This is a genomic window from Pseudoalteromonas sp. Z1A6 (genome assembly GCF_011378745.1).
GTDB classification, from domain to species: domain Bacteria; phylum Pseudomonadota; class Gammaproteobacteria; order Enterobacterales; family Alteromonadaceae; genus Pseudoalteromonas; species Pseudoalteromonas arctica.
On the sequence record NZ_WTKW01000123.1, the window covers coordinates 1 to 11,436 of the forward strand.

An 11,436-nucleotide genomic window follows, 5' to 3' on the forward strand; every position below is an offset into this window, starting at 1 on the left:
AGCCGAAGAATAAATTCTTCGGCTTTTTAACACACATAGTCTTTTAAACTATTTAACCAGTTACGAAAACTGATTAAACAAGCTATCTGTACTTAAACCTTCTTGTTGCAAAATGTCTTTTAAGCGACGTAATGCTTCTACCTGAATTTGTCTTACACGTTCACGTGTTAAGCCTATTTCGCGGCCTACATCTTCAAGTGTAGATGGCTCGTAGCCAAGCAATCCAAATCGACGTGCTAACACTTCGCGTTGTTTAGGGTTCAATTCACCTAACCAATCTACAATGTGCTTATTAATATCATTGTTTTGTACTTCGCCTTCAGGGCCAGCACTTTTTTCATCAGGAATGATATCAAGTAAAACACTGTCGTTTTCACCACCAATCGGCATGTCTACTGATGCAATTCTTTCGTTTAAACGTAGCATTTTAGTTACGTCTTCAACGGGTCTATCTAGGCAAGCTGCAATTTCGTCAGCTGTTGGCTCATGGTCAAGTTTTTGAGTTAATTCTCGAGCTGTACGTAAATAAACATTAAGTTCTTTAACTACATGAATAGGTAAGCGAATGGTGCGAGTTTGATTCATAATGGCACGTTCAATTGTTTGACGTATCCACCATGTAGCGTAAGTTGAAAATCTAAAGCCACGCTCAGGGTCAAATTTTTCAACTGCGCGGATTAAACCTAAGTTCCCTTCTTCAATTAAATCGAGTAAAGCCAGGCCGCGGTTGTTGTAACGGCGTGCTATTTTAACAACTAAACGTAGGTTACTTTCAATCATACGTTTGCGTGAGGCTTCACAACCTCTAAGTGATTTACGAGAAAAAAACACTTCTTCTTCTGCACTAAGCAAAGGAGAAAAACCAATTTCGCCTAAATAAAGTTGGGTTGCATCAAGATTTTTAGTGACTTCTTCTTTAGCAAAAATTTCATCATCTTCTACTTTATCTAGTAGAGTTGTGCTTTCATCAGCAGCGATGTCATCGAATTTTTCGTCAGTCGTAGTGTGTGTGTCAAGTTTTGCTGCGCTAGCCATAAGCCTTCTCCCGAGCAATTATCAATACCTAAAAATTAGGGTAGGTATTTAGCAGGATTGACAGCTTGCCCTCGGTAGCGAATTTCAAAACGAAGCGCGGTGACCGGAGACTCTGAATTACCAATTTCTGCTATTTTTTGTCCTGCCTTAACCTTCTGCTTTTCTTTAACAAGTAATTTCGAGTTATGTGCATAAGCACTTAGGTAATCATCATTATGTTTCAATATGATTAAACTACCGTATCCTCGAAGAGCGTTACCCGCGTATACCACTGTTCCTTGTGCCGCAGCTAAGACTGAAGCCCCTTTGCGATTAGTAATCTGTAAACCTTTATAACCGTTTTCCTTATTAGAAAAGCGTTTGGTAATTTTGCCCTTTGCAGGCCAAGACCATTTAACTTTACTGCTCGACAAACGTTTAGTATTACTAACTTTGTTACTGGCTTGTTTCTGAACATACTCTCGTTGTTTTGGGGGATCAAGCTCTTTCTTTAATATTATGTTATTTTTTTGTGTGTTTTTTATAGACTTTTTACTCAAGTTCGTATATTTTTCATCCCTTTTAATTTTTTCAGGCTTAGGGATTAAGGAGATATTTTGCCCAGGAAAAATGGTGTAAGGTGATGGAATTGAGTTGTTTTTTGCTAGTAACCTAAAATCCTGCCCGGCACTAAAAGCGATAGAATAAAGCGTATCTCCTCTTTGCACTTTATAACTACTTCCATTAATGTTAATAGTATGACCTAAATCATTAACATTATTATTTAGGCTGCTAACAGGTGCTGGAATATGGCGAGAAGAACAACCAAAGAGAAAAATACTAATAAATATAGTCACATACAGTAAAAACTGTTTATTCATTGTATTTTTCTCCCAAATTAGACAATTGATATTTTTAACGCTTAACGCAATAAAAAGTACGCTAGTACAATTAATACCACTAATCCCCAACCAAGTATTTCAATATACTGACGTAATTTTGCTTCCATTTTAGCCCCGCCCCACTTCATTAAAGCTGAAACTAAAAAGAAACGTGCACCGCGCCCAATAGCTGATGCGAGTAAAAATGGCAAAAATGCCATTTGCAAAACACCTGCGCCAATTGTAAATACTTTATATGGTATCGGCGAAAAACCAGCTAAAAACACAACCCAAACACCGTAATCTTTAAACCAATTTAACGCGATATCAAACTTTTCTTGCCAGTGCATTTGTGCAATTAATGGCTCAACAACAGGTTCGAATAACCAAAAACCGAGTAAGTAGCCAATTATGCCACCAAAAACCGACGCTATTGTGGCAAAGCTTGCAAAGCGCCATGCTTTTTTAGGTTGCGCAAGCGACATAGGTGCAAGCATTACATCGGGTGGTATTGGAAAAAAAACTGACTCTGCAAAGCTCATTGCAGCTAAATAACGTTCCGCATGACGGTGTTTTGCCCACACTAGGGCCATATCGTATAACTTGGTAAACAACTTCAAAATGAATTCCTATTCAATATCGCCAGGTACTAGCGGCACAAATCTAACGGGAGCAATAACATGCTCTTTATAATTATCGCCTTTGCGGATAACCATTATTAATTTTTGATCACTCTCACCAATTGGGGCTAATAACACGCCGCCATCGGCTAACTGATCAAGTAAGTCTTGCGGTACTTTAGAGGCCGCAGCAGTCACTATAATACCATCAAACGGTGCTTGTGATTGCCAGCCTTGCCAACCATCGCCATGCTTCATGGTTACATTATATAAATCGAGTTGCTGCAACCTGCGTTTTGCCTGCCACTGAAGTGTTTTAATACGCTCTACCGAGTAAACCTTAGTAAACGTTTTAGCTAATATTGCAGTTTGATAGCCAGAGCCAGTGCCAATTTCTAATACTTTATCGCGTACACCAGCTAAGCGGAGCAACTCTGTCATGCGCGCTACTATATAAGGCTGAGAAATAGTTTGCCCTTGCCCAATAGGTAACGCTGTATTTTCATAGGCTTTATGTTTTAGCACATCATCTATAAAAATATGGCGAGGAATGTCAGCTATAGCACTGAGTACTTGTGTATCTTCAACGCCTTCACGCTTTAGTAAGTCAGATAACGCTTTTGCACTGCGTGTATAATTAGCGAGCACGATTAATCTCCAAATCGGCTAACCAGTCTCCTACGGCTTTTAAGCTATCTTTTGCTGTCATATCAACACTCAATGGCGTCACCGATGCATAGCCATTGTTAATAGCGTGAAAATCGGTCCCCTCTCCTGCATCGCTTTCAGTCCCTAGCGATCCATACCAATAAATATCACGACCCCAAGGATCGGTTTGTTTGGTCATGGTTTCGGCTTTGTGGCGAGCGCCTAGGCGAGTTACTTGCACCCCTTTTAATTCACTTAATGGAATATCTGGCACATTTATATTTATTATTTGATCTTTTGGAAGCGGATGCGAAGCCAAACCTTTAATAATATTTACGGTAACAGCAGCGGCTGTTTCAAAATGCTCGCCCTTATGTGAGCAAAGCGATACCGCAATTGCAGGTAAGCCTAAATGGCGACCTTCAGTTGCAGCTGCAACGGTGCCAGAGTAAAGCGTATCGTCGCCTAAATTGGCACCATGGTTAATGCCAGCAACAACAAGGTCTGGTTTTTCATTAGCTAACTGATTGACACCTAAATGCACACAATCAGTAGGTGTGCCATTTACCGACATAAAACCATTTTCGAGTGTAGTCGCTCGTAGTGGGTTCATTAATGTTAAAGAATTACTTGCGCCACTACAGTTGCGATCAGGTGCAACAAGGGTTACGTCTGCAATTTGTATAAGCGCCTGATATAAAACCGCAATGCCTTTAGCATTTACGCCATCATCGTTACTTAACAGTATCTTCATTTATGTCATTATCCTTCTCTTTGCGCTCTCGTGGGCTTGCATCTGTGTAATCCACCAGCTCGCGTAATAATGCGGTTGCAAAACACCCTTTAGGCAAACCAAAACTCAGTTTTAAACTGGTTTCATCTATGGTCTCAACCGTTAAGTTTTGCGGAATTAAACGCAGCATTCTGCGCTCATTTTTAAGACCTAGCTCACCTAAACCATCACACCATGCTTGATATGGTTCGAGCCATACTTTCTCTTGCTCGGTTAAGCCTTTTTCACTTTTACCTACCATAGGTGCCGACATCATAATATCGCCAGTGGCTAATCGCTCTATGTTTTCGTCGTTAATTGCATCTTCAAAAAATGCATTACTGCCGCTGAGCATAAATACTTCACGGTGCATTGTTTTAGCTAAACCATGCTCTTTAACACGTAAATTTACTATTTGATTAAACACATGAGAGCGCGCTGCTGAAATAATAATACCGCGCAGTTTTTTATCGCGAATGCGCTCACCGGCAAACATTTTTTCAGCCATAACTAAGTTATGACCGCCATGCCCAAATCGTTGTTCGCCAAAGTAATTAGGCACACCTGCGCGTACTGCGTTAATGCGGCATAAAATATCAAGGGGCTTGGTTACATTACGCAGCGTAATAGTAAATTTATTACCTTTGTGGCAGCCCGTGCGTAATTTACGGTCGTGGCGCTGTTGCGACACAATAAAAATACTCTCGCTATTTAAATCGCTAAAATCGATAGGCTTTTTAATCGGTACTTTTACACTAAACCACTGTGAGCACACACCGTGGCGATCTTTCATGCCGGCGTAACTTACGTCTCGCGGTGAAACACCCGCACGCTGCGCAATTAGCTTGGCAACATATTGCGTATTTTCGCCTTTTTTAACCACCTGCAAACACACGTGTTCGCCACTGCCTGTAAATTCTATACCTAGGTCTTCATCAACCATAAAGTCTTCAGCGGTGGTTTTAAAATCAGCTTTAGAAAGCGGAGCACCGTATAAATAATTTAAATCGCTCATGCGTTTTTTGTACTCATAGACTCTTTACTCATAATAACCACTGCATGGCTCGAAATACCTTCCCTGCGCCCTTCAAAGCCTAGCTTTTCAGTAGTAGTGGCTTTAACGTTAATTTGGCTAAGGTTACAATTTAAATCGCTGGCTAAATTAGCACGCATAGCTTGAATGTGTGGCAGCATTTTTGGCGCCTGTGCAACAATAGTCACATCGCCATTGCCAATTACATAACCTTGCTCTTTAGCTAAGCTCACCACATGGCGAAGTAAAATACGGCTGTCGATATTTTCATACTCACTAGCCGTATCCGGAAAGTGCTTACCAATATCACCCATTGCAAGCGAGCCTAAAATAGCATCACATAATGCATGAATAGCGACATCGCCATCTGAGTGCGCTAAAAAGCCTTGTGGATAATCAATTTTTTCACCACAAATAGTTAACGGGCCTTCGCCGCCAAATTTATGTACGTCAAAACCATGGCCAATTCGTATCATAATGCACTCTCGTTTTGTTGTTTATGTAATAAAAACCCAGCCAAGTCTAAATCCTCTGGCGTGGTTATTTTAATATTATCGCTGCGACCTGCTACAAGCTTTACTGGCTTACTCGCCCATTCAATTGCACTTGCTTCGTCTGTAATAGTTGCCCCACTTGCTAATGCGCCTTGAAGTGCATTTTTAAGCTCGTCATATTTAAAAAACTGCGGGGTAAGTGCTTGCCATAAATCGTCTCGTGGCACAGTTTGTAGGGCATGAGTGTGGCCGCGTTTTATGGTGTCTTTTACTTTGCTAGCTAAAATACCGCCTTCATCAGCGCGTATACATTCATCAATTAAACGTTCTATATCACTGATATTAACTAGCGGACGCGCAGCATCATGTACAAGCACCCATGCTGGAGGATTGGGCGCTAAAAAAAGTAAGCTATTGAGTACTGAATCTGCACGCTCTTTACCGCCACTGGCGCGAACAATGCGCTTATCAAGTGTTGGGAGTTCGTCAAAATAGGGGTCGCTGTCGCTAAGGGCAACAACAATAGTGCGTAATTGAGATAATTGAGAAAGTTTAGCTAAGGTGTGTTCTAAAATGGTTTTACCGGCTAATTGTATGTATTGCTTAGGCGCATTGTGCTGCATTCTACTGCCAACACCCGCTGCAGGAACAATTGCAGCAATAGTCTGTTTATTTGTCATATTGTTTGCCCGGTAAAACACGAATAAATGTTTCGTCCGGTTTAATCATTCCCAATTCGTTGCGTGCACGCTCTTCAATGCCTTCTTGGCCAAGCTTTAAATCTTCAATATCTGCTTTAAGCACTTTATTTCGTTTAATGAGCTTTTCGTTGGTTTCTTGATGCGACGCTACAGCACCTTTTAGCCGTGTGTAGTCTTGTAAGCCATTATGACCAAACCATAATCTGTATTGTACAAACAGTGCTAAGCACAGTAAGCCAACTTGAAAAATACGCATTTAACACTCCTTATTTTAAATTCCAAATACCTTAACTTTCATACGCTAAGGGGCGCTTTAAATTGCGCCAATTAATACTACCCGCTAAAAGCATTTCACGTAGTGATAAAACCCGTGGCATACAACGCTTCGAAAATTGCCACTTATGCCCGCAACATGCAGCGGTTAAACTCACTTTACTTGGCTTTATTAACTGAGCATTTTGCTGCTCTAACCCATTTCCTAAAAAATCAAACCAACCAAGCTCGTTGCAATGCAGCTTATTTTCGCCTAACTGATCAATGCTGTCTATTCTAAGGCGCACCTGATCGTAACCATGTAATATAACGGGCACTATAAGCCCCACTTTGGCGTACGTTTGATAAAAAAGTTCATTAGCGTGAACATTCACATCGGGTGGAGTCGGTTTTTGCTTTTCAAGCCACGTCCCGTTTTGTGCATCAAGCGTAAAAGGCGTGTCACCATTGGCAACTAACGTTGCCGCTCGCTCAATATAATAAGGTAGGCTTTTTAACTGGCGGCGCAATTTCTCGGCATTAGGCTCTGCAACTAATCGCTGAACCTCACGCTGATAAAACGCATTACACAATTGTGCATACAACACTTTTTGTGCATCAGTTTGCCAAATTTCAACTTGCTGCTGAGCACCAAGTGACTGATTTTTAGCGACCAATAGCTGTACTCAAAAATATTCAGGTAAATGTTTTATAACACAGTATTGAATGTTTTTTAAGCGCAGCGCACTATTTAAGCGCTTGGCTTTTCACCTAATTTTGCTTTACCTGATTCTAAAAATTGCACAACCGTATTACGCTTTTTACCAATCAGCAAACTGCCATCGGCTAAAAACATAAAGTTTTGCCAATTGCGTTTAAATACATCAAACGTCGTTTCGATAATATTATCGCGCGCCATACAAAAATAAACCGTGGTATTAGCTTCCCAATCTAAAAAAGTTAAGATTGCTTCTGGTGGTTGCGCATCGCCATTTTCCCACGCATCTTGCCAATCTACTTCTTGGCTAAAGCTTTTTTCTTGTCCACACCAATCGGTGTCTTCAAAAAAATCTGGGTGATCAAACTCACGGCTCACCATGGTTGTCCAAAGTACGGCTGCACGCTCATCGCCCATAGGCTTTATTTTTGCTGCGTCTTCATCAGATACAGGTAAATCTTTGTGGCGAAAAACCCACGCCTTTTTGTAATCATCTAAAGAAATATAGTTCATAGTGTTGGCAAATTAGTTAACATTAAAAGTGCAAAGCCAAATTATACAAGAGATCAAAACATGACTACAGCAATAAAACCACTTTCCCTCAAACCAGGTATGTACCAACACTACAAAGGGCCGCAATACAAAGTTATTCACGTTGCCACCCATAGCGAAACCGAGGAACAACTTGTGATTTACCAAGCACTCTATGGTGAATTTGGAATCTGGGCACGTCCACTTAGTATGTTTTTAGAAACCATTGAAAAAGATGGAGAGGTCATACCGCGTTTTGCCTACCTTGGACCTGCCGTTTAACTATGGCATTATAACAAAATAACTTACTCCTCAGACCAGACAAGGGTACACCGTGCAATTTAATTCTACTGACAATTACATCGCAAGCAGCTCGCTAAAACAGGCAGTAAATGCGGCCATTATGCTCGAAAAACCACTTTTAATTAAAGGCGAACCCGGCACAGGTAAAACTATGCTGGCTGAGGAGTTAGCTAAAAGCTTAGATACAGTACTTATTCAGTGGCATATAAAATCGACTACTAAAGCGCAGCAAGGCTTGTACGAGTACGATGCGGTTTCGCGCCTGCGCGACAGTCAATTAGGTGACGAGCGTGTACACAATATTGGTAATTACATTGTTAAAGGTAAGCTTTGGCAAGCATTTACTCATGCAGAATTACACGGTAAACGCCCAGTACTATTAATTGATGAAATAGATAAAGCCGACATAGAGTTTCCAAACGACTTATTACTTGAGCTTGATAAAATGGAGTTTCATGTTTACGAAACTAATGAGCGCATTGTAGCCAAAGAGCGCCCTATTGTGATCATTACCTCTAATAATGAAAAAGAATTGCCGGATGCATTTTTACGCCGCTGCTTTTTTCACTATATTGATTTTCCTAGCAGCGATGAAATGCAGCAGATTATTGACGTGCACTACCCTAACGTTAAACAAGATTTAGTACGCCAAGCACTCGAAGTGTTTTTTAACCTACGCGATGCAAACGGCCTTAAAAAGAAGCCATCCACTAGCGAATTACTCGACTGGCTTAAACTGCTTATGGCAGAAGACATAGACGCTAAAACACTGCACGACAAAGCTAAAAAAGGCGGATTAATGCCCATGTTTGGCGCACTGCTTAAAAACGAGCAGGACATAAGCCTAATCGAAAAATTAGCCTTTATGAGCCGCCGTTAAGATGTTGATTGCGTTTTTCTTCAAACTGCGTGAATACCGCTTACCTGTAAGCCTGCGCGAGCTACTCGATTTAATAAATGCCTTAAAAAAAGGCGTTATATTTGCCGACGTAGACGCCTTTTACCATTTAGCACGCACCATAATGGTAAAAGACGAAACCCACTTTGACCGATTTGACAAAGCCTTTAGCGACTATTTTAGTGGTATTGCTGACCTCGATTTACTCGAGAGCTTAAAGCAACAGCACAACTTACCTGAAGACTGGCTACGTAAAGAATTCGAAAAAAACCTAAGCGATGAAGAAAAAGCCCAACTTAAAGCTATGGGCGGACTCGACGAGCTTATGAAAACCCTAAAAGAGCGTTTAGAAGAGCAACAAAAACGCCACGCTGGCGGCAATAAATGGGTGGGCACTGGCGGCACATCACCTTTTGGTGCATACGGCTATAACCCAGAAGGTGTGCGTATAGGGCAAGACGGCAACCGTAACCGCCAAGCGGTAAAAGTGTGGGATAAACGAGAATACAAAAACCTCGACACCGACAGAGAAATTAGTTCGCGCACAGTTAAACTCGCCCTTAAAAAGTTACGAAAGTTTGCCCGCACTGGCGCAAGCGACACGCTTGATTTAAACGAGACTATTCGCGCTACTGCAAAACAAGGCGGCATGCTTGATGTAAAAATGGCACCTGAGCGCCACAATGCCGTAAAAGTATTGATGCTGTTTGATATTGGCGGCTCAATGGATGACTACATTCATACCTGCGAAGAATTATTTAGCGCCGCCCACAGCGAGTTTAAACACCTAGAGTTTTACTACTTTCATAACTGTTTATACGAGAACATTTGGCAAGACAACGCGCGCCGCCATTCAAACGTAATAGACACCATGACGCTGATTAACAAATTTACCAGCGACTATAAAGTAATATTTGTTGGCGATGCCACTATGGGCCCGTACGAAATAGCCTACCCTGGCGGCTCAGTAGAGCACTACAACGAAGAGCCCGGCAGTGTATGGTTATCACGAGTCACCAACCACTTTGATAAAGTCGCTTGGCTCAACCCACAATCCGTTGAACACTGGCCGTACTATCAATCAATTGGCTTTATAAAAGAGCTAATGAACAACCGCATGTATGCGCTGAGTTTAGATGGGATAAGTAAAGCAATAAAAGAGCTGAGTTAAAATGAATAATAGGAATATATTAAAATTAGTTTTGTTTGCATCACTTATTATAAATATGGTTTTTATTACTATCTTTATAAGTGACTCTAAAAAGGATGAAAGCATTTATTTATTAGCAAGCAATGTTGAAGCTAAATGCTTGAATGATTGGAAATCACAAGACTCTAGGGTGCCTTTTATTACCTCTCATCAAATTTTAGGGCCAGATCCTTTTACTGAATATAACCTTTTAGAGCTGGGAGGTTATGATCAGTCAACATCTTTCACATACGAATTCTCAGCATGTTTTAAAGATAAATTTTCTACAGTAAGAACAATTGCAGAGATGAAATATGCTATTGATTTCATGGGTAAGCAATCAAAAAATGTTGGATTTTATAAATCACCAAATTCTGATGAAATTGTTGTTTACTCAAATGAGTAACAATTAAACTAGATTGGCTAAATTCATAACTCGTTGAGCATTAGCTGTACTATCAATCAATTGGCTTTATAAAAAAGCTAATGAACAATCGCATGTATGCGCTTAGTTTAGATGGGATAAGTAGAGCGATAAAAGAGCTGAGTTAGATTAAAGTATTGCCAAAAAATTAAAACTGTTTAAAAATAATAGCTCCCTCAAATCAAAATATCTAACTCAATGGGGAGCCATCAATAAATATTGGAGATCCATAGTCATCTGAAGTAGTTAACCCTTTTGGATAACGTTTTTTTATTCTGTTTTTTGATAGTTCTTCAGCTGTAGAAAGCATTGCAATTAGAGGTTTGAGCTCTCCCAAACTAATATCGATACCTTCAAACTGATACAGCTCACATATGAGATTTTTATGAAGCTCAAAAAGCTTGTTTAAACAAAATGGATTTTTGGTCGGGAAAGAAATTCCATAATATCTAAAACCTCTCAAATAATCTTGTTTTAAACTATATATAGTCACTTTAGGAGTATGAATGTCCGAGTTAGGGACACTACCTACAAACTTTGACTTCTCATTTGTAGTTTTTATATAGAAGCGAGCAATTTCGAGAGTTACTTCTGTGTTATAACTCTTCTGAGCGCTTTTAGAAAATAGAGATTTGTATAAAACTCTTTGTTGAATTTCAAATCCAAAACTTTTCTCAAGATACTTACAATACTTGTCAAATATTTCGCAGTGCTCGTAATAATTTCTAAGTGTTGTTTGGCTTATTATTTGCTTAGAATTATGAATTCTTATAATTATGAGACTAAAAATAACAGCCAAGGGTAATAAACTAAGCGAAAACGAATAATAACTCACGAATTCCTTTAACGATGAAGAGCTTAAGGAAAGTTGAAAATCATTACTTTCGATTAATTCACATGTTGGTGTGATTGAAAAAAATATAGACAAAAAAATTGGTATAATAATAGCTAATTGAAA

General features: G+C 40.0%; 16 protein-coding genes. 4 read left to right on the forward strand and 12 right to left on the reverse strand.

Translation table 11 applies throughout. The features are described from left to right. Positions 1 to 60: 60 nt before the first annotated feature. The 11 genes from rpoS to GQR46_RS09680 form a co-directional block, all read right to left on the reverse strand. Positions 61 to 1,035 carry an RNA polymerase sigma factor RpoS gene (rpoS, locus tag GQR46_RS09630; RefSeq protein ID WP_149594147.1) on the reverse strand — a complete coding sequence of 325 codons (975 nt, stop codon included), beginning with the start codon at positions 1,033 to 1,035 and terminating at the stop codon, positions 61 to 63. A 35-nt stretch (positions 1,036 to 1,070) separates the two neighbouring features. Further along, entirely contained in the window at positions 1,071 to 1,895 is an 825-nt protein-coding gene (locus tag GQR46_RS09635; RefSeq protein WP_165728453.1) for a peptidoglycan DD-metalloendopeptidase family protein, read from the reverse strand. Positions 1,896 to 1,936: 41 nt separating this feature from the next. Next, complete coding sequence (locus GQR46_RS09640) at positions 1,937 to 2,515, reverse strand: YqaA family protein (protein ID WP_165740814.1); 579 nt, start codon at positions 2,513 to 2,515, stop codon at positions 1,937 to 1,939. Positions 2,516 to 2,524: 9 nt separating this feature from the next. Further along, complete coding sequence (locus GQR46_RS09645) at positions 2,525 to 3,163, reverse strand: protein-L-isoaspartate(D-aspartate) O-methyltransferase (protein ID WP_165728451.1); 639 nt, start codon at positions 3,161 to 3,163, stop codon at positions 2,525 to 2,527. Further along, positions 3,153 to 3,917, reverse strand: coding sequence for a 5'/3'-nucleotidase SurE (gene surE, locus GQR46_RS09650; protein WP_165740815.1), 765 nt, complete (start codon positions 3,915 to 3,917; stop codon positions 3,153 to 3,155). The genes GQR46_RS09645 and surE overlap by 11 nt, the downstream gene beginning before the upstream one ends. Then, positions 3,898 to 4,950 carry a tRNA pseudouridine(13) synthase TruD gene (locus GQR46_RS09655; protein ID WP_165740816.1) on the reverse strand — a complete coding sequence of 351 codons (1,053 nt, stop codon included), beginning with the start codon at positions 4,948 to 4,950 and terminating at the stop codon, positions 3,898 to 3,900. The genes surE and GQR46_RS09655 overlap by 20 nt, the downstream gene beginning before the upstream one ends. Continuing rightward, positions 4,947 to 5,444 carry a 2-C-methyl-D-erythritol 2,4-cyclodiphosphate synthase gene (gene ispF, locus GQR46_RS09660; RefSeq protein WP_165740817.1) on the reverse strand — a complete coding sequence of 166 codons (498 nt, stop codon included), beginning with the start codon at positions 5,442 to 5,444 and terminating at the stop codon, positions 4,947 to 4,949. The genes GQR46_RS09655 and ispF overlap by 4 nt, the downstream gene beginning before the upstream one ends. Next, complete coding sequence (ispD, locus tag GQR46_RS09665) at positions 5,441 to 6,142, reverse strand: 2-C-methyl-D-erythritol 4-phosphate cytidylyltransferase (protein ID WP_165740818.1); 702 nt, start codon at positions 6,140 to 6,142, stop codon at positions 5,441 to 5,443. Before ispD ends, ispF begins: the two co-directional genes overlap by 4 nt. Beyond that, the gene (gene ftsB / locus GQR46_RS09670) at positions 6,132 to 6,419 is read right to left on the reverse strand and encodes a cell division protein FtsB (RefSeq protein ID WP_007584772.1); all 288 of its coding nucleotides are present in this window, start codon (positions 6,417 to 6,419) and stop codon (positions 6,132 to 6,134) included. The genes ispD and ftsB overlap by 11 nt, the downstream gene beginning before the upstream one ends. Positions 6,420 to 6,450: 31 nt before the next feature. Continuing rightward, complete coding sequence (locus tag GQR46_RS09675; protein ID WP_165740819.1) at positions 6,451 to 7,092, reverse strand: hypothetical protein; 642 nt, start codon at positions 7,090 to 7,092, stop codon at positions 6,451 to 6,453. Between the two features lie 74 nt (positions 7,093 to 7,166). Further along, positions 7,167 to 7,646 carry a DUF2947 domain-containing protein gene (locus tag GQR46_RS09680; protein ID WP_165740820.1) on the reverse strand — a complete coding sequence of 160 codons (480 nt, stop codon included), beginning with the start codon at positions 7,644 to 7,646 and terminating at the stop codon, positions 7,167 to 7,169. Between the two features lie 60 nt (positions 7,647 to 7,706). Here GQR46_RS09680 and GQR46_RS09685 point away from each other — a divergent pair, with 60 nt between their 5' ends. From GQR46_RS09685 to GQR46_RS09700, 4 genes are read left to right on the forward strand one after another with little or no spacing between them, the layout of a single operon-like run. Then, complete coding sequence (locus GQR46_RS09685) at positions 7,707 to 7,946, forward strand: DUF1653 domain-containing protein (RefSeq protein WP_165728443.1); 240 nt, start codon at positions 7,707 to 7,709, stop codon at positions 7,944 to 7,946. A 52-nt stretch (positions 7,947 to 7,998) separates the two neighbouring features. Further along, positions 7,999 to 8,847, forward strand: coding sequence for a MoxR family ATPase (locus GQR46_RS09690; protein ID WP_165740821.1), 849 nt, complete (start codon positions 7,999 to 8,001; stop codon positions 8,845 to 8,847). Position 8,848: 1 nt separating this feature from the next. Next, positions 8,849 to 10,036 carry a VWA domain-containing protein gene (locus tag GQR46_RS09695; protein WP_165740822.1) on the forward strand — a complete coding sequence of 396 codons (1,188 nt, stop codon included), beginning with the start codon at positions 8,849 to 8,851 and terminating at the stop codon, positions 10,034 to 10,036. Position 10,037: 1 nt separating this feature from the next. After that, positions 10,038 to 10,460: a hypothetical protein gene (locus GQR46_RS09700; RefSeq protein ID WP_165728440.1), complete on the forward strand. Its 423-nt coding sequence runs from the start codon at positions 10,038 to 10,040 to the stop codon at positions 10,458 to 10,460. Positions 10,461 to 10,668: 208 nt separating this feature from the next. On the opposite strand, the gene GQR46_RS09705 is transcribed toward GQR46_RS09700, so the two are convergent. Beyond that, the coding region (locus GQR46_RS09705; RefSeq protein WP_206009523.1) for a hypothetical protein at positions 10,669 to 11,436 on the reverse strand (768 nt) is incomplete at its 5' end.

Bases quoted from the DNA above. Each gene is read 5' to 3' on its own strand.
- GQR46_RS09695 (WP_165740822.1), top strand. From the start codon at position 8,849: ATGTTGATTGCGTTTTTCTTCAAACTGCGTGAATACCGCTTACCTGTA.
- ftsB (WP_007584772.1), bottom strand. From the start codon at position 6,419: ATGCGTATTTTTCAAGTTGGCTTACTGTGCTTAGCACTGTTTGTACAA.
- GQR46_RS09700 (WP_165728440.1), top strand. From the start codon at position 10,038: ATGAATAATAGGAATATATTAAAATTAGTTTTGTTTGCATCACTTATT.
- rpoS (WP_149594147.1), bottom strand. From the start codon at position 1,035: ATGGCTAGCGCAGCAAAACTTGACACACACACTACGACTGACGAAAAA.
- GQR46_RS09685 (WP_165728443.1), top strand. From the start codon at position 7,707: ATGACTACAGCAATAAAACCACTTTCCCTCAAACCAGGTATGTACCAA.
- ispD (WP_165740818.1), bottom strand. From the start codon at position 6,142: ATGACAAATAAACAGACTATTGCTGCAATTGTTCCTGCAGCGGGTGTT.
- ispF (WP_165740817.1), bottom strand. From the start codon at position 5,444: ATGATACGAATTGGCCATGGTTTTGACGTACATAAATTTGGCGGCGAA.
- surE (WP_165740815.1), bottom strand. From the start codon at position 3,917: ATGAAGATACTGTTAAGTAACGATGATGGCGTAAATGCTAAAGGCATT.
- GQR46_RS09680 (WP_165740820.1), bottom strand. From the start codon at position 7,646: ATGAACTATATTTCTTTAGATGATTACAAAAAGGCGTGGGTTTTTCGC.
- GQR46_RS09655 (WP_165740816.1), bottom strand. From the start codon at position 4,950: ATGAGCGATTTAAATTATTTATACGGTGCTCCGCTTTCTAAAGCTGAT.
- GQR46_RS09635 (WP_165728453.1), bottom strand. From the start codon at position 1,895: ATGAATAAACAGTTTTTACTGTATGTGACTATATTTATTAGTATTTTT.